The organism is Bradyrhizobium sp. GW821-FHT13H06, from assembly GCF_058803975.1.
Genome location: NZ_JBXAPN010000005.1, coordinates 168,422 through 188,992, shown reverse-complemented (window position 1 = coordinate 188,992; position 20,571 = coordinate 168,422). Strand labels below are relative to the sequence as shown.

Annotated in this window: 22 protein-coding genes and 1 riboswitch; of the genes, 11 read left to right on the top strand and 11 right to left on the bottom strand. The window is 64.0% G+C overall.

The window, feature by feature from the left end:
* Positions 1-219: 219 nt before the first annotated feature.
* The gene (locus AC1RQP_RS22385) at positions 220-1,848 is read right to left on the bottom strand and encodes a fatty-acid--CoA ligase (RefSeq protein WP_492938539.1); all 1,629 of its coding nucleotides are present in this window, start codon (positions 1,846-1,848) and stop codon (positions 220-222) included.
* Positions 1,849-1,913: 65 nt separating this feature from the next.
* Here AC1RQP_RS22385 and AC1RQP_RS22380 point away from each other — a divergent pair, with 65 nt between their 5' ends.
* Positions 1,914-3,008 (top strand): extensin family protein, encoded by a 1,095-nt coding sequence (locus AC1RQP_RS22380; protein WP_492938538.1) that lies wholly within the window; start codon positions 1,914-1,916, stop codon positions 3,006-3,008.
* 36 nt (positions 3,009-3,044) lie between these two features.
* On the opposite strand, the gene AC1RQP_RS22375 is transcribed toward AC1RQP_RS22380, so the two are convergent.
* Complete coding sequence (locus tag AC1RQP_RS22375) at positions 3,045-3,731, bottom strand: L,D-transpeptidase (RefSeq protein WP_239621981.1); 687 nt, start codon at positions 3,729-3,731, stop codon at positions 3,045-3,047.
* 331 nt (positions 3,732-4,062) lie between these two features.
* Between AC1RQP_RS22375 and AC1RQP_RS22370 the strand changes: the two genes are divergently transcribed.
* On the top strand, positions 4,063-5,040 hold the full coding sequence (locus tag AC1RQP_RS22370; RefSeq protein WP_239621982.1) for a magnesium transporter CorA family protein: 978 nt from the start codon (positions 4,063-4,065) through the stop codon (positions 5,038-5,040).
* A 205-nt stretch (positions 5,041-5,245) separates the two neighbouring features.
* Entirely contained in the window at positions 5,246-5,464 is a 219-nt protein-coding gene (locus AC1RQP_RS22365; protein ID WP_239621983.1) for a hypothetical protein, read from the top strand.
* 174 nt (positions 5,465-5,638) lie between these two features.
* Here AC1RQP_RS22365 and AC1RQP_RS22360 read toward each other — a convergent pair whose 3' ends face one another.
* Both AC1RQP_RS22360 and pdxH read right to left on the bottom strand, forming a co-directional pair.
* Positions 5,639-6,391 carry an SDR family NAD(P)-dependent oxidoreductase gene (locus AC1RQP_RS22360; RefSeq protein ID WP_239629609.1) on the bottom strand — a complete coding sequence of 251 codons (753 nt, stop codon included), beginning with the start codon at positions 6,389-6,391 and terminating at the stop codon, positions 5,639-5,641.
* A 63-nt stretch (positions 6,392-6,454) separates the two neighbouring features.
* A complete protein-coding gene (pdxH, locus tag AC1RQP_RS22355) occupies positions 6,455-7,096 on the bottom strand; it encodes a pyridoxamine 5'-phosphate oxidase (protein ID WP_492938537.1) in 642 nt (213 codons plus the stop codon).
* Between the two features lie 119 nt (positions 7,097-7,215).
* Here pdxH and AC1RQP_RS22350 point away from each other — a divergent pair, with 119 nt between their 5' ends.
* Together AC1RQP_RS22350 and AC1RQP_RS22345 are read left to right on the top strand one after the other, a co-directional pair.
* The gene (locus AC1RQP_RS22350) at positions 7,216-7,617 is read left to right on the top strand and encodes an RT0821/Lpp0805 family surface protein (RefSeq protein WP_492938733.1); all 402 of its coding nucleotides are present in this window, start codon (positions 7,216-7,218) and stop codon (positions 7,615-7,617) included.
* A 106-nt stretch (positions 7,618-7,723) separates the two neighbouring features.
* On the top strand, positions 7,724-8,689 hold the full coding sequence (locus AC1RQP_RS22345; RefSeq protein ID WP_239621986.1) for a DnaJ C-terminal domain-containing protein: 966 nt from the start codon (positions 7,724-7,726) through the stop codon (positions 8,687-8,689).
* A 350-nt stretch (positions 8,690-9,039) separates the two neighbouring features.
* On the opposite strand, the gene AC1RQP_RS22340 is transcribed toward AC1RQP_RS22345, so the two are convergent.
* The gene (locus AC1RQP_RS22340) at positions 9,040-9,810 is read right to left on the bottom strand and encodes an anti-sigma factor family protein (protein WP_492938536.1); all 771 of its coding nucleotides are present in this window, start codon (positions 9,808-9,810) and stop codon (positions 9,040-9,042) included.
* 105 nt (positions 9,811-9,915) lie between these two features.
* Positions 9,916-10,404, bottom strand: a complete 489-nt coding sequence (locus AC1RQP_RS22335; RefSeq protein WP_028180365.1) for a sigma-70 family RNA polymerase sigma factor — start codon at positions 10,402-10,404, stop codon at positions 9,916-9,918.
* Between the two features lie 172 nt (positions 10,405-10,576).
* On the opposite strand from AC1RQP_RS22335, the gene fabI reads away from it, so the two are divergent.
* The 4 genes from fabI to AC1RQP_RS22315 all read left to right on the top strand — a co-directional run bounded on the left by fabI (position 10,577) and on the right by AC1RQP_RS22315 (position 14,503).
* The gene (fabI, locus tag AC1RQP_RS22330) at positions 10,577-11,392 is read left to right on the top strand and encodes an enoyl-ACP reductase FabI (RefSeq protein WP_028180364.1); all 816 of its coding nucleotides are present in this window, start codon (positions 10,577-10,579) and stop codon (positions 11,390-11,392) included.
* Positions 11,393-11,404: 12 nt separating this feature from the next.
* Entirely contained in the window at positions 11,405-12,004 is a 600-nt protein-coding gene (locus AC1RQP_RS22325) for a histidine phosphatase family protein (protein WP_239621988.1), read from the top strand.
* A 161-nt stretch (positions 12,005-12,165) separates the two neighbouring features.
* On the top strand, positions 12,166-13,254 hold the full coding sequence (aroC, locus tag AC1RQP_RS22320) for a chorismate synthase (RefSeq protein WP_492938535.1): 1,089 nt from the start codon (positions 12,166-12,168) through the stop codon (positions 13,252-13,254).
* A gap of 61 nt (positions 13,255-13,315) precedes the next feature.
* On the top strand, positions 13,316-14,503 hold the full coding sequence (locus AC1RQP_RS22315; protein WP_492938534.1) for an adenylate/guanylate cyclase domain-containing protein: 1,188 nt from the start codon (positions 13,316-13,318) through the stop codon (positions 14,501-14,503).
* A gap of 42 nt (positions 14,504-14,545) precedes the next feature.
* Here the strand turns inward: AC1RQP_RS22315 and AC1RQP_RS22310 are convergent, their stop codons facing one another.
* The 4 genes from AC1RQP_RS22310 to AC1RQP_RS22295 form a co-directional block, all read right to left on the bottom strand.
* Complete coding sequence (locus tag AC1RQP_RS22310; protein WP_492938533.1) at positions 14,546-15,310, bottom strand: hypothetical protein; 765 nt, start codon at positions 15,308-15,310, stop codon at positions 14,546-14,548.
* A 77-nt stretch (positions 15,311-15,387) separates the two neighbouring features.
* The gene (gene clpS / locus AC1RQP_RS22305) at positions 15,388-15,693 is read right to left on the bottom strand and encodes an ATP-dependent Clp protease adapter ClpS (RefSeq protein ID WP_061878702.1); all 306 of its coding nucleotides are present in this window, start codon (positions 15,691-15,693) and stop codon (positions 15,388-15,390) included.
* Positions 15,694-15,827: 134 nt separating this feature from the next.
* The gene (gene crcB / locus AC1RQP_RS22300; protein WP_239621992.1) at positions 15,828-16,211 is read right to left on the bottom strand and encodes a fluoride efflux transporter CrcB; all 384 of its coding nucleotides are present in this window, start codon (positions 16,209-16,211) and stop codon (positions 15,828-15,830) included.
* A 28-nt stretch (positions 16,212-16,239) separates the two neighbouring features.
* Positions 16,240-17,445: an MFS transporter gene (locus AC1RQP_RS22295; protein ID WP_239629611.1), complete on the bottom strand. Its 1,206-nt coding sequence runs from the start codon at positions 17,443-17,445 to the stop codon at positions 16,240-16,242.
* Between the two features lie 122 nt (positions 17,446-17,567).
* A riboswitch (Fluoride riboswitch) is annotated at positions 17,568-17,645 on the bottom strand.
* Between the two features lie 327 nt (positions 17,646-17,972).
* Between AC1RQP_RS22295 and AC1RQP_RS22290 the strand changes: the two genes are divergently transcribed.
* Together AC1RQP_RS22290 and AC1RQP_RS22285 are read left to right on the top strand one after the other, a co-directional pair.
* Entirely contained in the window at positions 17,973-18,842 is an 870-nt protein-coding gene (locus AC1RQP_RS22290; protein WP_239621993.1) for a DUF1194 domain-containing protein, read from the top strand.
* Positions 18,843-19,007: 165 nt separating this feature from the next.
* Entirely contained in the window at positions 19,008-19,643 is a 636-nt protein-coding gene (locus AC1RQP_RS22285) for a hypothetical protein (protein WP_492938532.1), read from the top strand.
* Between the two features lie 4 nt (positions 19,644-19,647).
* Here the strand turns inward: AC1RQP_RS22285 and AC1RQP_RS22280 are convergent, their stop codons facing one another.
* The gene (locus AC1RQP_RS22280) at positions 19,648-20,493 is read right to left on the bottom strand and encodes a nucleotidyltransferase domain-containing protein (protein WP_492938531.1); all 846 of its coding nucleotides are present in this window, start codon (positions 20,491-20,493) and stop codon (positions 19,648-19,650) included.
* Positions 20,494-20,571 lie beyond the last annotated feature (78 nt).

Genomic DNA, 20,571 nt, shown 5'->3' with positions numbered 1-20,571 from the left:
GATGTTGAGGGCGGCGCCGGCCGATCTGGCGCGACGATACGCCGTTGAGACCACGGCCCGAGAGCAAATTCAAGGGAGACCGGACTGTTACTGGCCCGTCATTCCGGGATGATGCCAACGGCATCGAACCCGGAATCTCTGGATTCCCCGGTGCGCAATTGCGCACCTGAGGTCTGGTCCTTCGGACCACCCCGGAGTGACGGAGTGTGGCTTCGCGTGCTAAGCGGCCGCGTTCGGGAAGCGATAATCCTTGAACTGGTCGCGCAGCGCCGTCTTCAGGATCTTGCCGGTGGCCGTATGTGGAATACCTTCGACGAAGGCGACGTCGTCGGGCATCCACCATTTGGCGATCTTGCCGTCCATGAACTTCAGGATGTCCTCGCGTGTGGCCTGCTGGCCCTGCTTGAGCTGCACGATCAAGAGCGGCCGCTCATCCCATTTGGGATGGAATACGCCGATCACGGCGGCTTCCGCCACGGCCGGATGGCCGACTGCGAGGTTTTCGAGGTCGATCGAGGAGATCCACTCGCCGCCGGACTTGATCACGTCCTTGGAGCGGTCGGTGATCCGCATGTAGCCGTCCTCGTCGATCGTCGAGACGTCGCCGGTGTCGAAGAAGCCTTCCTCGTCGAGGATGTTGGTGTCGACGCGGTAATAGGCCTTGGCCACCGCGGGACCGGAGACCTTGAGCCGGCCGAACGTCTTGCCGTCCCAAGGCAGCTCCTTGCCGGCATCGTCGGTGATCTTCATCTGCACGGCGAAGGGCGCATAACCCTGCATCTGGAGCACGTCGAGCAGCGGCTCTCCGGTGGCATTCTGGAACGGCGGCTTCAGCGCCGCGACGCTGCCGATCGGGCTCATCTCGGTCATGCCCCAGGCGTGACGGACGTGGGAGCCCATGTCGAGGAAGGCCTTGATCATCGAGCGCGGCATCGCCGAGCCGCCGCAGATCACCATCTTCAGATCCGGCAGCTTGAGATTGTTGGCGGCCATGTGCTGGAGCAGCATCAGCCACACCGTCGGGACGCCGGCGGTGTGCGTCACCTTCTCGGTCGAGAGCAGCTCATAGACCGAGGCGCCGTCGAGCTTGGCGCCGGGCATGACCAGCTTGGTGCCCTGCGAGGGCGCGGAAAAGGCGATGCCCCAGCTGTTGGCATGGAACAGCGGAACCACCGGCAGCATTGTCTCGGACGCGCTGGTGCCGAGCGCGTCGACATTGTTGGCCATCAGCGCGTGCAACACGTTGGAGCGATGCGAATACAGCACACCCTTGGGATCGCCGGTCGTGCCGGAGGTGTAACACATCGCGGCTGCCGTGTTCTCGTCGAACTCCTTCCACTTGAATTTGCCGTCGGCCTCGGCGATCCAGTCCTCGTAGGCGACCACGTTCTTCAGCGTGGTCTCCGGCATATGCGCCTTGTCGGTGAGCACGACGTAGCGCTCCACGCTCGGCAGCTTGTCGGCGATCTTCTCCAGGATCGGAACGAAGGTGATGTCGGTCATCACGATGCGGTCCTGCGCATGATTGATGATCCAGGCGATCTGCTCCGGGAAAAGGCGAGGATTGACCGTGTGGCAGATGGCACCGATCCCCATGATGCCGTACCAGACCTCGAGATGGCGCCAGGTGTTCCAGGCGATCGTTGCGACCCGGTCGCCGAGCTTGATACCGTCGCGCTCCAGCATCTGCGAGACCTTGAGCGCGCGCTTGTGGATCTCGGCGTAGGTGGTGCGGTGGATCGGTCCCTCGACCGAGCGTGTGACCACCTCCTGCTTGCCATGAATCCTGGCGGCGTGTTCGATGATCCGGTGGCAGAGCAGGGGCCAATCTTGCATCAAACCAAGCATTCCGACGTTCCTCCGAAAAGTCGCTGGGCGCGTTGTCGCTCTCAGCATTGGGCCAAAGACTTGTCATGACTTTTAGCGTGCCGGACTTTCGCCGCAAATGGTCTTGTCGCGGCTATATGTCCGTCGGCGCGGCAATGGTTACCGCCGCGCTCGGGCTGCTGCTCGTGCCTGCCGAGAGGGCAGAGGCACGGAAATATCCTGCGCCATTCGATATCTTCGGCCTTGGTACACCACGGCCGCGCGCTGCCGCTCATGCCGCCAAGATTCCGCTGCCAAGACCGCGCCCCGAAGAGGCTCCCAAGGCACCGAGCAAGGCCTCGGACGAGGCCCCGCCGGAGGCAGGGGGAAAGTCGTCTCCAGACCAGCCGAGCGCCGACAAGCCTGCCGAGGCTGCGCCGTCACCCCAGAAACAGGCCTCAGCCTGCCGCCTCGCGCTGACAGAGGATATTGCGATCGCGCCCTCGATCCCGGACATCCGCGGCCCCGGCGCCTGCGGCGGCGAGGATCTGGTGCGGCTGGAAGCCGTCGTGCTGCCGGACAAGCGCAAGGTGACGGTCAAGCCGGCGGCCATCCTTCGCTGCGCCATGGCGTCCGCGATCGCCGATTGGCTGCGCAAGGACATGGTGCCGCTGGCCGCCAGCCTCGGCTCGCCCATCAGCGACCTCGACAATTTCGATTCCTTCGAGTGTCGCGGTCGCAACCGCGTCGCTGGCGCGCTGCTGTCCGAGCACGGCAAGGCCAATGCCATCGACATCCGCGCCATCAAGCTTGTCAATGGGCAGTCGATCGGCCTCACGGACCGCACCCTGTCGCGCGACGTTCGCGAGCGCGTGCTGCACTCGGTCTGCGCGCGCTTTTCCACCGTGCTCGGTCCTGGCTCGGACTGGTACCATGAGGACCACATCCATCTCGATCTGGCGCAGCGCCGCAACGACTACCGCATCTGCCAGTGGAACGTCTGGGATCCTCTGCCGCAGGTCGCCCCGCTCCTGCCGGCGGAACGTCCCGAGGAGGCGCCGCCGCGCGAGGTCGCGGCCAAGCCTGAGGCGAAGGAAGGCGCTGACGACGAGCCGGCGGAGAAATCGTCTTCACCTGAAGAGAAATCGCTCCCCGCCAAGAAGTCTCAATCGTCCAAGCAGGCAACAAAAAAGCGCCGGTAAAACCGGCGCCTTTTGTTGTCCAGAGATCGGAGGCGATCAGTAGCTGGCCGCCTGGCCGGTTTGGCTGTTGCCGAGCGCCAATCGCGAATTGTACGGCGAGTCGCCGTGCTTGGGCTCGAGCACCACGACGAGGGTGCCAACCTTGACGCGATCATAGAGATCGATCGCGTCCTCGTTGGTCAGGCGGATGCAGCCTGACGAGATCGAGGCGCCGATATATTCCGGCTGGTTGGTGCCGTGGATGCGGAACAGCGTGTCCTTGCCCCCCGAATAGAGGTACAGCGCGCGGGAGCCCATCGGATTGTCCGGGCCGGGGGCGACATAGGTCGGTACGCCCAGACGCGAAATTTCGCCGGGGGTGGGGTGCCAGGCCGGCCACTCGGTCTTGCTGCCCACCTTGGCGATGCCCGACCAGGCCATGGCTTCTTCGCCAACGGTGATGCCGTAGCGGATCGCCTTGCCGCCATCCAGCACGTAATAGAGGTAATGGTTGTCGGAATCGACCACGATCGAGCCCGGCGATTCCTTGCGGTGGTATTCGACGATGGCGCGGCGGAACGGCTCTGCGACCGGGGTGTTCTCGTATTTGACCTTGGCGAGCAGTTCCTTGTCCTTCGGCTTGAAGGCCTTGGTGTCGGTCGCCTCATAGTGAGTGGCCTGCATGCAGCCCGACAGCATCAGGCCGGCGGCAAAAATCCCAAACATAACTTTCAGCGACGACATGGTTTGGTTCCAATCAAAACAATACCGCACGGAAGGCTTGAGCTTGGCGCCCAAGTTCCTCGACTCCGTTAAGCCCATTATCGTTGAAATCCGCCACAATTCCAGCTCTGAAGGTCTTTTCCCGCGCTACGAGACCCTAGCTGTGGCTTTTCTGCCGCAAATTTTGCGGTGTTGTGCGGTTTTTTCGGCGAGATGCGGCGAACTGTCGATTCCGTGCCACAGTTGAGCCTCGGGTCGCCGCAAGTCCAAACGCTCCGTTAATGTAGTTGTCATCGTGAACCTGCCAGAATCGCGCTAAGGGCTGGCTGTCGCAGGATCTCTGGAGCTTTTCATGTTTTCGGTGTTTGTTCCCTCCGAGTCCGCCCTCAAGAAGGCGGTCATCGAGGATCTTGCGGCCGTGCCGGAGAACGCCGTCTGGATCGACCTCGTCAATCCGAGCGCGGCCGAGGACAAGGCCGTGGAGCGGCTCGCGGGCATCGCCATCCCGACCCGGGAAGATATGCAGGAGATCGAGATCTCCAGCCGCCTCTATATGGAGAACGGCGCGCGCTACATGACTGCGACGCTGATGTGCCATTCCGATACCGACATGCCCCGGACCACGGCGGTGACCTTCATCCTCGGCGACCACCGCCTGGTGACGGTGCGATATGACCAGCCGAAGCCGTTCGCGCTGGTCGAGGCCAAGCTCTCTCGCTCCTGCACGCCTTCCGTCACGGGCGAGATGGTGCTGATGGAGCTGCTGGATGCGGTGATCGACCGCTGCGCCGATATTCTGGAGCGTTGCGGCGCCGAGATCGATCAGGTCTCGCACGACATCTTCGAGCCCGAGAGCGCGCGCCACGGGCAGGCAAAGAGGTACTCCCAGATCCTGATCTCGATCGGCCGCAAGGGTGATTTGACCTCGAAGGTTCGCGAGAGTCTGGTGTCGATCGGTCGCGTCGTGACGTTCCTGTCCGCGGTGGTCGAGGGTGTGAAATGGTCGAAGGACATGCGCGAGCAGCTCAAGACCATGCAGCGCGACGTCGCCTCGTTGACCGACCACGCCTCCTATCTCTCCAACAAGATCACCTTCGTGCTCGACGCCATGCTCGGCGTCGTCAATCTCGAGCAGAACAACATCATCAAGCTGTTCTCGGTGATGGCCGTCGTCCTGATGCCGCCGACGCTGATCGCTTCGGTCTACGGCATGAACTTCAAGGTGATGCCGGAACTCGAATGGGTGCACGGCTATCCGATGGCGCTGGTGATGATGCTGGTCGCCGCGGTCGTCCCGTACTGGATCTTCAAATGGAAGAAGTGGCTGTAGGAGTCGTGCTCGAGCGAAGATACCTACCGAGACCTTACGCCGCTCGCGGAGACACAGTAGAACGTGTCGCAGAATAGATCGGGATTGAGGCGGTGCCGTGATGTCCGCGCCGTGCCGCAATTCCTCCGGTAAAATTTGAGCGGTGGGCTGAACGTTTGCGCGAAACTTGTCTGCGATAAGCAGTGCGTAGCCGCGAGGAACAGCCATGGTTGAGAAACACATAACGACGCCCCGCAACGTCATCGATCTGGCGAACTATCGCCAGGTCCTGGCGAGCGGCAAGGCGCCGTCGATGTCGGCACGCATGTGCCGGCACTGTGGTGCTCCGCTGCTCGATGGTGAGAACGACGACGACTGCTCGACTGCATTCAGCACGGCCGCTCCGCGGCCGCGCGAGAGGTCGCGTCGGATTCGACTCGATTGAGGAACGGAAGGTAAGGGCGATCCAGGCCTTGCGGCGGCGTTGTCTGGATCGCCTTGCTTCCCGAACGCTGGTTCCAATTCCGTCATTGCGAGGAGCTCTTGCGACGAAGCAATCCAGAGTCTTTCCACGGAAAGATTCTGGATTGCTTCGCTGCGCTCGCAATGACAGTGACGCCTACACGTGCTGGCCGCCGTTGATGTGGATCTCGGCGCCGTTGACGTAAGAGCTGGTGTCCGTGCACAGCACGTAGATGATTTTTGCCACTTCGTCGGGCGTGCCGAGGCGGTGCATCGGGATCTGCTGCTCGACGATCTTCTCGGTGCCCGGCGACAGGATCGAGGTATCGATCTCGCCCGGCGCGATCGCGTTGACGCGGACGCCGATGCGGCCGAAATCGGACGCCATCTCGCGCGTCAGCGAGGCGAGCGCCGCCTTCGAGGTGGCGTAGGCGGCGCCCGCGAAGGGGTGCACGCGCGAGCCCGCGATCGAGGTGACGTTCACGACCGAGCCCTTGGCCGCCTTCAATTCCTCGATCAGCCCGCGTGCCATCATGATCGGCGCGAAGAAGTTGACATGGAAGACATGCGTCCAGGTGTCGAGGTCGGTGTCGACCGAGCCGAGCCGGGAGCCGCCCGGGCCCTTCGGCGAGATCGCGGCGTTGTTGACCAGCGCATGCAGCGTGCCGCCCTCCAGCCGGTTGCGGATATCGGAGATCGCGCGCGCAGTGTCCTTGGGATCGCCGAGGTCGACTTGAATGTGGTCCTCGGGCCCCGCGTCCCACGGGCAGTCCTCCGGGAAAGGATGCCGCGAGCAGGTGATGACGCGCCATCCCGCCGAGGAAAAGCGGATCACGGTGGCGTGGCCGATGCCGCGGCTTGCTCCGGTCAGGAGCAGCGTGCGGCGCGGCGCATTGGACGAATGCGGCATGGACATCTTTCAGTTCGGCCCAAGGCTAAAATCAAGGCTAAAGATCAAGGCTAAGATCAAGGCTCAAGGATACATCCGCGTCTTGGACCACGGCTGGCCGGCAGCGTCACGGCGAAATTCGATGCGGTCGTGCAGGCGGAACGGGCGGTCGTGCCAGAATTCGATCCGCAGCGGCGTGATGCGCCAGCCGCTCCAGCCCTGCGGCCGCGGCACTTCGCCGATGACATATCTGGCCGCAACCTTGGCGATGGCCTGCTCGAAGGCGAAGCGGCTCTCAAGCTCTTGCGACTGCTTGCTCGCCCAGGCGCCGATCTGGGCCTGCTTGGGGCGGGTGGCGAAATAGGCGTCGGCCTCGGCTTCGGTCACCGGCGTCACGTTGCCGCGGATGCGGACCTGACGGCGCAGCGACTTCCAGTGAAACAGTAACGCTGCCTTAGGATTTGCGGCGAGTTCGCGGCCCTTCTGGCTGGCGATGTGGCTGTAGAAGACGAAACCCTCGGTATCGAAGCCCTTCATCAGCACCATGCGGACGTCCGGCAGCCCGTCAGGGTCGACGGTTGCGAGCGCCATGGCATTCGGATCGTTCGGCTCGCTCTTGGTCGCCTCGTTCAGCCAGGCCTCGAACAGCGCAAATGGCTCGTCGGCGGCGGTGAAATCACCGGATGTTAAGGGTGTCTGGTGTTTCATCGAGGTCGTGTCGGTCATGTCTGGAGTCCGAGTTGCGTCCCGCGGCCCAAAATGCGTCCTTGTCCGCTACCGCCCTATATAGGGCATGGGATCACGTTGGCCTATCGGCGATCCGGCCCTCCGGCCTCGTCGTGACGATGATTCTGATCGGGCTCGGCACCGGCGGCTGCAGCTTCTCCCGCAATGAGACGAGTGCCTACGCCAAGACTGACGACAGCGATCTCACCGGCTCGATCGCGCGGCCGGCGAGAGACGCGGCGCCCACCGAGACCGATCTCGCCTTCGCGCGCAATGCCGCCTCGGACGTCCTCAGCAAGGGCGACAAGGATTCCAGCCAGCACTGGGAGAATCCGGAGACCGGGGCGCGCGGCTCGGTGACGCCGATTGCCCAGTCCTATGCCGCCGAGGACGGACGCAGATGCCGCGACTTCCTGGCGAGCTATGTCAACGGCACCACCGAAAGCTGGCTTCAGGGCGCCGGCTGCCAAAGGAGCCGTGGCCGTTGGGAGATTCATACGCTAAAGCCGTGGCGGAGCTAAGTTCACCACGCTGCTAGTTGCAAAAATGCCACTCTCTTCCCACATGATCCGCAGGTGGGGCGGGGAGCCCTTTGAACAATTCGATTTCTTGAAGGAGACGTGACGAATGCGCGACCCCTATGAGGTCTTGGGGGTGCCGCGGAGCGCCAGCGCTGCCGCGATCAAGAGCGCCTATCGCAAGCTGGCCAAGAAGCATCATCCGGACAGCAACAAGGGTGATCCGAAGGCCGCCGAGCGCTTCGCCGAGATCAACTCGGCCAACGAGATCCTCGGCGACGAGGACAAGCGCAAGCAGTTTGACCGCGGCGAGATTGATGCCGAGGGCAAGCCGCGCTTCCAGGGTTTTCCTGGCGGCGGGGGGCCGCGCGGCCGCGCGGGTCCCGGCGGGTTCGAAAGCTATACGTTCCGTAGCGGCGGTGCGGGTGGCGGCCCGGGCGGCGGCGCGTTCGAGGATATCCTCAACAGCATGTTCGGCGGCGGGGTGCGCGGCGCCCGGCCTGGGGCCGGCGGCGGCGCCCAGTTCGAATTCGATACCGGCGGCATTGGGCTCGATCTCGATGTGAATGTCGCCATGTCCGTCTCGCTGGAAGAGTCGGCCAAGGGTGGCGAGAAGCGCGTCCGGCTGCCGACGGGCAAGGAGCTCAACGTCAAGATTCCGGCCGGCGTCACCGAGGGCCAGCAGATTCGGCTCCGGGGGCAGGGCGAGAGCGCGCAAGGCCATCCGCCCGGCGATCTCCTGATCACCATCAACATCGCGCCGCACCCGTTCTTCAAGGTCGAGGGCGCCGACCTCAGGATCGACCTGCCGGTGACGTTGTATGAGGCGGTGCTCGGCGGCAAGGTCCGCGTGCCCACCCTCGGCAATGCCGTGGAGCTTTCGGTCCCGAAGAACACCTCCAGCGGCCGGACCTTCCGCCTCAAGGGCAAGGGCTTGCCGAAATCTGGTGGAACCGGGGATCTCTTCGTGACCATCAGGATTATGCTACCGGACGGGAACGACGCCGAGCTCGAAGCATTGATGGAGAAGTGGCGGGACCACCACCCCTACAATCCGCGTAGCGGGCTCGGCTAGGGCGCTATCCGAGGCCACCTCGACGATCGGAGCATTCTCTCCCGAAAGGATGATGCTCAACTTGGGTCTGAAGCGCAGCGCGCTTCGACGCTGACTTCAAGACATGTCGGCTGTCGGGCGGGGCAGCCGTGCATAAGGTGCGGCCTCGAGAGGGGGACCAGCGCGGTACCAAAAGCCCCAATCGAGGCCGCCCGCGTCGATCGGCGGATCGAACGCTGCTCATTTTCGCGTGATCATCCGGTGCGATAATGAGACGCGCCGATGTCTTGATTCCAAATTTTCAATGACGGAATCGAGGCATCCGCGTCGCGAAGCACGTCGAGAGCGTGGCTTCGGCCATGGCGCTGCTGTCAGGTGCCGTTTTTCTCTGCCTGGTCGTACACGGCCTGCGCCACCTTGGTCAGCCGCTCGCGATCGCCGCCGCCGCTGACGACGTAGCCGACGCCGCGTTCGGCCCAGAACAGCGCTCCGTCCTTGTCCGTTCTGGCGTAGCGCATCTGCGTCGCACCATTCTCGGTCTTGGCGGTGTAAATCGTGTACCGCTCACCCGAGGCGCCCTCATACATCAGGAACGACGCCGGACCGCTCGGCCCGGGCAGAAGCCGGCCGCCGACAAGCTTCAGCCCGCTCGCCTCCAGGTTCGGAGCGAACACCGTCCAGCCGCAGCGCCGGGTCAGCCAGGCCTGGAGATGGTCACGCTCGTTGCCGCCGACTTCGACGGGATGGCGGACCTCGACGACGTAAAGGCGGTGGGCATCGAGCGCGTCTGCCGTAAGGCTCTGGAACGTGGAGGGCGCGTTGGCGGCGCCATGTGCCACCCAGCCGGCCGTGCCGCCGGCAACGAAAGCAACCAGCACGGCCGCGGCGGCGCCATAGAGCCATTGCCGCGGGCGGCGCTCCAGCCGCTCCAGCTCCAGCCGTGCCGGCACCGGCTCCTGCGCGACGGAATCGTAGCGGGCGTGCAGCATCTCGGCCATGGTCCGCCAGGATTGGACCCGCTCGGCATCGTCAGGGTGGGCGGCGAGCCAGGCCTCGACATCGGCGCGACGTTCCGCCGGCAGCTCGCCGTCGACATAGGCGTGCAGTTCGTCTTCGGTCACCGGGATATTGCGGTCGTTCATATCGATCGTCTCTGGCTCTGCGGCCCAAAAAATCGTTCGTGGCTCAACTTCGCTCGCGTCCTCGGCCGGCTGCGAGCGCACGATGTGCGATGCATCACGCTGTCCTCATTTCACCCGCCTGAGCGCCGGGCGCTCACCCTCCAGCGAGGCTTTAACGTGGGCCCGTGCGCGTGCCAGGCGCGACATCACGGTGCCGATCGGCACGCCCTGGATGTCGGCGACCTCGCGATAGCTCATGCCTTCCAGCATCACCAGGAGCAGCACCGAACGCTGTTCCTCGACGAGGGTGGCCAGCGCCTTCTCGATGTCACGTCCTTCGGCCTCGGTCCCGCTGGCATCCGGGTTGTTCTCCGTCAGCGGCATGAACTGCGGCCGCCTTGCCAGTGAGCGCCGCCGGTTCTTGTTGAGGTTGGTCAGGATCGTATAGAGCCAGCTCCTGACGTCGCCTCCGAGAAACAGGCGTTCCGAACGCAGCGCGCGCACCAATGTATCCTGCACCAGATCGTCGGCCGCATCCGCATCGCGCGTGAGCGCGCGGGCGTAGCGGCGCAACGCCGGGATCATGACTTCCACACTCTGGCGAAACGCGTTCATTGCGGTCTTGAAGTCCCAGCGTTCGGCGCGAGCGCCTCAACGATCATAACACCCGAGCGGAACGGCTATTCCGGCACTCGAAACAGCGTTAACGCCGCGTATTAGGGCTGTACCGCAGGGGAGGGCTGGTGTACCTCCAGACCTCAGCGAGAGTTCGACGGGACGTTCAAAAATGGCGCAGAATTCAGGTCTGATGCAAGGCAAGCGCGGGGTGATCCTCGGTGTTGCCAACAACCGCTCGATCGCCTGGGGCATCGCCAAGGCATGCCACGCGGCCGGCGCCGAGCTCGCCTTCACCTATCAGGGCGATGCGCTGAAGAAGCGCGTCGAGCCGCTTGCCGCCGAGATCGGCGGTCTCGTGCTCGGCCATTGTGACGTCACGGATGCCGCGACCATCGACGCTGCCTTCGCGGTGCTGAAGGAGAAGTGGGGCAAGATCGACTTCCTGGTGCACGCGATCGCCTATGGCGAGCAGCTCGACGGCCGCTACGTCGACACGACGCAGGAGAATTTTTCGAAGTCGATGCTGATCTCCTGCTATTCGTTCACCGCGGTGGCGCAGCGCGCCGAGAAGCTGATGACGGATGGCGGCTCGCTCATCACGCTCAGCTACTACGGTGCCGAGAAATGGATGCCGCATTACAACGTGATGGGCGTCGCCAAGGCGGCGCTGGAGGCCAGCGTGCGCTATCTCGCCGCCGATCTCGGCGAGAAGAACATTCGCGTCAACGCCATCTCGGCGGGACCGATCAAGACGCTCGCGGCATCCGGCATCGGCGACTTCCGCTATATCCTGAAGTGGAACGAATACAACGCGCCGATGCGGCGCAACGTCTCGACCGAAGACGTCGGCGGCAGCGCGCTGTACTTCCTCTCCGACCTCTCGCGCGGCGTCACCGGCGAGGTGCATCACGTCGATTCCGGCTATCATGTGCTCGGCATGAAACGGCCGGATGCGCCGGACATCTCGCTGGGCGGGAAGGACTAGCCCTGAGCCGGAATGCCCGTGCCCACGATCTACTTCCTTCGCCATGGCGAGACCGAGTGGAACGCGCTCGGGCGACTCCAGGGCACCAAGGACGTCCCGCTGAATGCGCGTGGCCGGGCCCAGGCCGTGCAGGCGGCCAGCATTCTGGCCGATCTGTTCAGGCGCGAGGGCAGGGACAGGGCGGCGCTGCCTTACGTGTCGAGCCCGCTCGGCCGTGCGCGGCAGACCATGGAACTCGCGCGCGAGAAGCTTGAATTGCCGGCTTCGGACTATTCGCTCGACGATCGCCTGCGTGAGATCGGCTACGGCGTCTGGGAGGGGCTGACGCTGGCCGAGAGCGAAGCCTCCGATCCGGACGTCTATGCGAGGCGCCTCGCCGACAAATGGACCGTCGCGCCCGCGGGCGGGGAGACCTACGCGGCCGTGCAGCTGCGCATGCTAGACTGGTACGAGTCGCTTCTGGTCGATACCGTCGCAGTCGCCCATGGCGGCACCTGCCGGGCTCTGATGGTGGCCCTGGGCATCGAGACCCCTGGCAGCGCTGCGGAGCTCTTTATCGAGCAGGGCGCAGTGTACGTGTTCCGCGACGGCCGGCTGGAGAAGTTTAGCTAGGCTCCTCACCGTCATTCCGGGGCGCCCGAGCGGCGAACCCGGAATCTCGAGATTCCGGGTTCGATGCTGCGCATCGTCCCGGAATGACGGGAACGGGGTTGAACGCCGTGTTCCCGGGCGCTACCACAAGTCAGCACTGACTTACGAGCTAGCGAGCAGCGATGTCCTTCAACACCTTCGGCCACATGTTCCGCGTCACCACCTTCGGCGAGAGCCACGGGGGGGCGATCGGCTGCGTGGTCGACGGCTGCCCGCCCATGATCCCGCTCACCGAGGCCGACATCCAGCGTGATCTCGATCGCCGGCGGCCGGGCCAGTCGCGCTTCACCACGCAGCGTCAGGAGCCGGATCAGGTGAAAATCCTGTCCGGCGTGATGGCGCATCCGGAGACCGGCGTACAGGTGACGACGGGCACGCCGATCGGACTCCTGATCGAGAACACCGACCAGCGCTCCAAGGACTATTCCGAGATCAAGGACAAGTTTCGTCCGGGCCATGCCGACTTCACTTATGAGGCCAAGTACGGCCTGCGCGACTATCGCGGCGGCGGCCGCTCCTCCGCACGCGAGACCGCGATGCGCGTTGCCGCCGGCGCGATCGCGCGAAAAGTCCTGCCCGATGTGAGGGTGCGCGGCGCGCTGGTGCAGATCGGCCCGCACAAGATCGATCGCGACAAGTGGGATTGGGACGAGATCGCCAAGAATCCCTTCTTCTGTCCCGACAAGGACAAGGCCGCATTCTTCGAGACCTATCTCGACGGCATCCGCAAGAGCGGATCCTCGATCGGCGCGGTGATCGAGGTCGTCGCCGACGGCGTGCCGGCAGGTCTCGGCGCGCCTATCTATGCCAAGCTCGATTCCGATCTCGCGGCCGCGATGATGAGCATCAACGCTGTGAAGGGCGTCGAGATTGGCGCCGGCTTTGGCGCGGCCGAGCTCACCGGCGAGGAGAACGCGGACGAGATGCGCACCGGCAATGACGGCACGCGCTTCCTGTCCAACCATGCCGGCGGCGTGCTGGGCGGCATCTCCACCGGACAGCCGGTAGTGGTTCGCTTCGCAGTGAAGCCGACCTCGTCGATCCTGCAGCCGCGTCTCACCGTCGATCGCAAGGGCACTGATACCGAGATTTTCACCAAGGGCCGCCACGACCCCTGCGTCGGCATCCGCGCCGTTCCCGTCGGCGAAGCCATGATGGCGTGTGTGCTGGCCGATCACCTCCTGCGAGATCGCGGGCAGGTTGGACGTTGATGTCGCCGGACTAACCCACCGCGCAGCTTGACGGGCCCACCACTTCATCCGCAAATGGGCCATGAACAATTCCGAGCTCCAGCGCGTCTGCAACTGGCTGATCGACGGCGCCTGGTCGGTTGAGCCGGCCGAGATGATCACCGAATTCTGCGAACGTCTGGTCGCGGTCGGCCTGCCGGTGTGGCGGTTCGGAATCTTCATCCGCACGCTGCATCCCGAAGTCTTCGGCCGCAACTTCATCTGGCGGCAAGGGCAGGAGTTCGAAATCGGCAGCGTCGCCTTCGAGATCCTGGAGACTCCCGAATTTGCCCGCAGCCCCCTCCGCATCGTGTTCGAGCAGGGGCTGGAGGTCAGGGGGCGCGCGAACGATCCCGATGGTAAGCGCTTTCCGTTTCTCGACGACATGCGCGCCGAGGGTGCGACCGACTATATTGCGATGCCGCTGCCGTTTCTCGATGGCTCCATCCACGCGACGAGCTGGATCACGCGGCGTCCCGGCGGCTTCAGCGACGACGACATCGCGTCGATCCGGGCCATCATCGCGCCGCTCGCGCGTGTCAGCGAGATCATCACCCTGCGCCGCACCGCGGAGATGCTGCTCGACACTTATGTCGGTAATCGCGCCGGCGCACGCATCCTCGGCGGCCAGATCCGCCGTGGTCATACCGACACCATGCAGGCGGCTATCTGGCTCTCGGACCTGCGCGGCTTCACTGCGCTGTCGGACCGGCTGCCGGCCGAGACCGTGGTCGAGATCCTCAACGGTTATTTCGACTGCCAGGTCAGCGCGATCCTCGCACATGGCGGCGAGGTTTTGAAGTTCATGGGCGACGGCTTGCTCGCGGTGTTTCCGATCGACGAATATGTCGGCGATGCCGCGCATGTCTGCACGCAGGTGCTGGAGGCGGCGCGCGAGTCCCGCGCCAGTGTCGAGGCGCTCGCCTTTCCGGTCGGCGACGTCGTCGAACGTTTCCGCTTCGGCGTCGCGCTCCACGTCGGCAACATTCTCTATGGCAATATCGGCGGCGGCAACCGCCTCGACTTCACCTGCATCGGCCCTGCCGTCAATCTCGCCGCGCGGCTGGAGAAGATCGCGAGCCGGCTCGGCCGCACGATCGTGGCCTCGGAAGGCTTTGCCAATGTCTGCCGGCACGATTGGCAGGAGCTCGGTGAATTTCCGATTGCGGGATTTTCGAAGGCGCAGCGTGTGTACGGGATTTCGGATGAAGCGCCGGCGATCATGGCCTAGCGGACAGCGCATGTGCAGCGTTCGTCCCAATCGCATCGCGCTTTAGCTGCCGCGAAGATATGACTGCTTCAGGCCCAGAGTTATGATCCTCAGAGTGATCCACAGCCTCAGCATCGCGAAGCTGAAGATGAACACGAAGTAGACCAGGTTCTTGGTGAACTGTGTCGCCGACGAGGTCTGCCAGAAGTTCCAGATCGCGCTGCGCACCGCTTCCTGCCCATAGGCGAGGGCGACGTTGATGACACCGAGCACGATCACGCTGACGCCGAGCCACACGCCGCGCCGCGCGAACTCACCGATGGCGGCGAACAATGCGATCTTGCCGTCATTGCGCTCGGCATGGACGATCATGAGGAGCACCAACGTCGCGATCAACGCGCTCCAGAATCGCCCGAGATGCGTGAACTGGTCGAAAGCAACGCCATCGAGGCCGGCCATCAGGTGAGGCGCAAACGCGACGTGGCCCGCGGCTGCGGTGCCGAGCGCGGCCGCGATCATCACCAAGGCGATCCGCCACAGAACCGAGAAGGACAGCTTCAACTGTTCGCCGAGCGTCAACTCACCGAGGGAGGATTGGCCTCCGGCCGCCTCGATCGATTGATGTGCCGTGGCAAAGAAGGCCAGCAGCACCGAAATGTCCGCGACGACAATTGCCGGCAAGGCGACCGCGCCGCCGCCAAATGCGATCACCCGCATGGCGGCTGCAAGGATCAGCCAGGGCAGGGCATGCAGCAGCCTGAACGGACCGAAAGAGGTCTCGGGGCGGGCCGGCCTGAGGTCGAGCCGTTTGCGCAGTGCGACTGTCATGTCGCCGTGGTGACACAGGAGATTGAAGCCGTGGTAGCGCGGATCTGTAAAATTGATCCGAAGTGGAAGACCGCGTCCTATTCCTCCGGCTCGGTCGTGAACAGCAGCGGATAGCCCTTGGCGCGGCCGGCGTCGGTGGCGCGCGTCGCCTTGGTCTCGGCAACATCCTTGGTGAACACCGCGACGACGCAGGCACCCAGCTTGTGCGCGGTGATCATCACCTTGTAGGCCTGATCCTCCGTCATGCGGAATTCGGCCTTCAGCACCATGGTGACGAACTCGCGCGGCGTGTAGTCGTCGTTGATCAGGATGACCTTGTGCAGCCGCGGCCGCTCGACCTTGGTCTTTGTCCTGGTTTTCGGCTTGGTGACGGTGTCGTTCATCGTTTCCTGAAACCCGGCCCTGATGAGCTCCAGCCCTCTCATCATATTGCAGGCGCCCGGGCTTCTCCAAGGTGGTCGGTGCGCCGCCATCATGTCGTTGCAGACGGGCAGGGATGCGCCGGTTGCGCTGCGCCCTACGGAAGAGCGCGAACAAACTGCATTGCGGCGATCAGCGCCCCCACGGACAGCACCACCGATGCAATCATGTAGACGGCCGAGGCGACGGTCTGACCGCGCTCGATCAGATACCAGGCATCCAGCGAGAACGTCGAGAATGTGGTGTATCCGCCACAAATCCCCACCGTCAAGAATATCCGGGCGGTCTGCGGCAGGTTCCATCTCGTCGCGAACAGCGCAGCGAAGATGCCGATCAGGAATGATCCCGTCACGTTGATGATCAGGGTGCCCCAAGGAAAGTCGGTGCCGAAAGCGCGGCCCGAACCGATTGCAACGAGGTAGCGCACGACCGCGCCGAGCGCTCCGCCGGCGGCTACAGCCAGAATGTAATGGATGTTCAACGTCTCGTTCCCTGGTTTGTGACCTGCATTATTCGTCCTTGGCCGCCGCCAGCCCGTTGCCGACCGTGAGCAGCCCGACGAGCGAGACCAGCGCGAAGCCGAGCCCTGCGAGGAACGTGCCTTGGGGACCATATGCGTCCCAAAGTGCGCCGGCGATCACGCTCGCGGCCAGCAGGGCAAGCCCGGTGAAAAGGTTGAAATAGCCGAATGCGGTGCCGCGCAGGCTCGGTGGCGCAGCGTCGGCGACGAGGGCCGAGAGCAGCCCTTGCGTCAGTCCCATATGCAGCCCCCACAGCACGACCCCGAGCGCGAGGCCGGCCAGATTCGGCAGCAGCGCCAGCGCGAGGTCGGCGCCGGCGAGGAAGACCAGACCGAGTGCGAGCAGGCCGGTCCTGCCGATCCGGTCCGACAGCACGCCGGCCGGATAGGCCGACAGGGCATAGACGATGTTCATCAGCACCAGCACCGCCGGCACCCACATGGCGCTGAGTCCGATGTTCTGTGCGCGCAAAATCAGGAAGGCCTCACTGAAGCGCGCGAGCGTGAAGACGATTCCGATCGCGACGACGCGCCAGTACACCGCTCCAAGCTGCCGCATTGCGGCGAGATTGAGCGGATTCTTCGCAGGCCCCCGGCTCGGGTCGGGCTCAGGCTCGTTCACAGCGAAGGCGATCAGTCCAAACGACAGGAACGCCGGCAGCACTGCCACCCAGAACACGATCGTAAAATTATCGACCGTCCACCACATCAGGCCGATCGCTGCGAGCGGCCCGACGAAGGCCCCGATCGTGTCGAGCGATTGCCGCAGCCCGAAACTCGCGCCGCGCAGGCCGACCGGGGCGATATCGGCGATCAGCGCATCGCGCGGCGCGCCGCGAATGCCCTTTCCGACGCGGTCGATGAAGCGCGCCGCCACCAGCCATTCGACGCTGGGCGCAAGCGGGAATAGTGGCTTGGTGAAGGCGGCCAGCCCGTAGCCGAGCGCGGCGAGCAGCTTGCGGCGACCGAGCCAGTCCGACAGCGCACCGGAGAAGATCTTCGTGATCGAGGCGGTGGCCTCCGCAATGCCTTCGATGAACCCGACGGTGAGCGTGGAGGCGCCGAGCACGGTGACGAGATAGATCGGCAGCAGCGCATGGATCATCTCGGAGGAGATGTCCATCAGCATCGAGACGAAGCCGAGCACCCAGATCCCTCTGGGCAGCGTCGTGCGCGCAGCATTCGGTGTCGGCATCGTCACGTCGTCGTCTTCTCCTGGCCTTCTCCGGCTGGCCTTCGTTACAAGGCAACAAAAAACCCGCCATCGGCGGGTATGTCCATGCTCCCGCCAAAGGCAGAGGCCTTGAGATTGCCTCTCCTCGAGCAGGAGTCATCAGCCAAGCACGGTCATCGACCGCCGGGCGGTTGTCGGGGGACTCCATCCCCATCTGTGCGACCAACCCTAGCATGGAAATCGTGCCGGACAAGTGGGCGAGCGTACACTCCAGGCTCGCCGCCGCCATTCCAGGGCTCGCGAAGCGAGAACTCCGGCGCGCCCCTTGCGCGCCTGAGAATCTCACCATTACCGCTTCGGCTGTTCGAGCCGCCCCGGATTGACGAATCCTGTGATCGCGCGTGTTCCGGCGACGCAAGCGCGGCGACACGGCGGCAGTTTCGCGCTGGCACGCAAATTCTTAACTCGAATGTGAAGCGCAAGCGATCTTCGGCCTTTGCGGCAAGGCAATTGCATGTCACCATCGCGTCATACGACGGGAGACTGCGATGCGTTTGCTGTTCTCGATCGGGGCTGTGCTGTTAGCCGGCATGTTTGCCGGAGGGGACGTCGCGGGCATCGCGGCACCGGGACCCAAATTCGAATCGCCCGAGAGTCGATCGCAATCGCAGCGGCTGGCGGCCGACAAGGACGCGCAGATGGTCGACGTCGAACTGATCCTCGCGGTCGACGTATCCTACTCCATGGACATGGACGAGCTCGCGGTCCAGCGTGAGGGCTATGCGCAGGCAATCCAGTCGAAGGAGTTCCTGCAGGCGCTGAAGTTAGGCCCGAACGGCCGGATCGCGGTGACCTATTTCGAGTGGGCGGCCTCCAGCGACCAGAAGATGATCATCCCCTGGCGCCTGGTCGACGGACCGGAGACGGCGGACGCGGTCGCCGCCGAGATCATGAAAACGCCGATCCGGCGCGCCTCGCGCACCTCGATCTCCGGTGCGATCACGTTCGCGATGCCGCTGTTCGATGAGGATCCCTATCGGGGCTTGCGCCGTGTCATCGACATTTCCGGCGACGGTCCCAACAACAATGGCGGTCCGGTCACGGTGGCGCGCGATGCCGCCCTGGAGAAGGGCATCGTCATCAACGGCCTGCCGATCATGGTCAAGGAGCCGTCCTACTCGACCATGGATATCGACAATCTCGATTTATACTATGAGGACTGCGTCATCGGAGGTCCCGGCTCCTTCGTCATCACGATCAAGGATCGCGACAAGTTCAAGGAAGCGATCCGCACCAAGCTGCTGATGGAAGTCGCCGGCCGCACGCCGGAGCGCCCCGTGATGCGCGTTGCCGACAAGGAGCCGCGCGTCAACTGCCTGATTGGCGAGAAGATCTGGTCCGACCGCTGGGGACGTTAACGTCCCGGCTGAGACCTTTTGCCCATCCCAACCGGAAGTTGAACTTAACTGCCCATTAACCGGTGCATGGCCCTAATCAGACTGTTTCCTTCCGTTTCCAGCCGGCATCCCGACATTGCTGGAGCGAACGAAAGCGGGTTTTTCCAACCTGCCTTTGAGCAAGCCATGGCCATCGTCACATCGAGCACCAACCAGATTTCGCCTGCCAACGAGCGGATGTATCGCCAGAGTGCTCTGGTCGGTGACTGGAAGGGCAATTGGGTGGGCAACAACCAGCCCGTCGGCTTCAAGGTCGTGAACATCCGCGGTGCCCGGGCGCAGGTCGAGTACACCCATAATGGTCGAACCGAGCGCGGCTTCGGCGAGGTCAAGGGCACGCTCATCACCTTTGGCGGAGTCACGGTCGGCACCAAGGACGGTAAGAGTATGGTGCTGCTGTTCTCGGTCGGCGGCGTTGGCAAGCAGACCGCGAATTTGGAGAAGCAGGAGCCGCCGGCTTCCGACAGCCGTCTCATGGGAAGCTGGGGTGGCTATTCCAGCGACAACGGCAAGAGCGCGAGCTTCAAGGTGCTCTCCGTCAACGGCAAGGAAGCGCAGGTCAGCGTCACCACCGACGGCGTCACCCGCCAGGGCACTGGCATCGTCTACAAGAACGTCATCATGTTCGGACAGACGCAGATCGCGACCGACGACGGCAAGAACGGCAAGGTCATCTACCAGGTCGGCACGAAATCCTTCGTGGTGCCGGTGACGAAGTATCCACCGGCGGATTCGTCGTCCTCCGTCGACAAGACGGCATAGCCGTTCACAGCGTCGTTCCGCCGGATCGTATCAGCGCCTTCAATTGCTGATCGACCTGCCGCAGGATCGCGCAGGCCTGTGCCAAGCCGCCATGCCCGATCAGCCGCCAGATTTTCTCGGACCGCTCCACCAGATCGGGAATCGTCAGTGGCAAGCCGGCCGTCTCCAGGAGTGCGCCCTTTTCGTTGATGAGATATCGACGGTTCAATGCAAACAGCACCTGCGCGATGCACGCGAGCGCCCTGTAGGCGCAGCCCGCGACGTGGGTCCGCTCGTTGCCAGCTGTCGCCAGTTCCGCATTGTCGATGCTGAAAAGGATTTCCCATTGAAAGCGCCGCAACAAGGCGCGGCCCAGATCCTCCGGATAGGGGAGCGCGATTGTTTTGAGACGCGCGATCAGACCTTTCGGATCGTGCAGAGGCTGACAATATGCGATCTCACCCATCCAGATTGCCGAGCAGAAGCCGTGTGGATGGCCGGGCTGGTAGGCCATGAGGACTGCACCGTTTCGGCAGTCCATCATGACGCGCTCGACGTTGTCGGCGTGACGGTACAGCAGATCGACCTTTCGTCCCTCGACCGACAGCCACGCGCCTCCGACGATCCACGGGCCCCATTCGTCATACCTCGTCACGGTCGCAGCGCCGGGATCGTCGGCGATTTCCGTCACGGCAGTCAGGAGCCGGTCCGTATCGAGCGGGCCCGCGCTAGAGCAATACAGCCCGATGTCGTAGTCGGAGGAGGGATGCGCGCTGCCCCGCGCGCGCGAGCCGCCGAGCACGACGGCCTGAACGCCCGGTACCTCGGCAAGAACGGATGTCAGGCGGGTGAGCAACGGATCGTGCGGCATCAGGTGCAGTTCCCCGGGAGACCTGCAGCCGTGACCCCGGCGCGGTCGCTCCGCTGGCATTGATGATGTTCGCGGAGT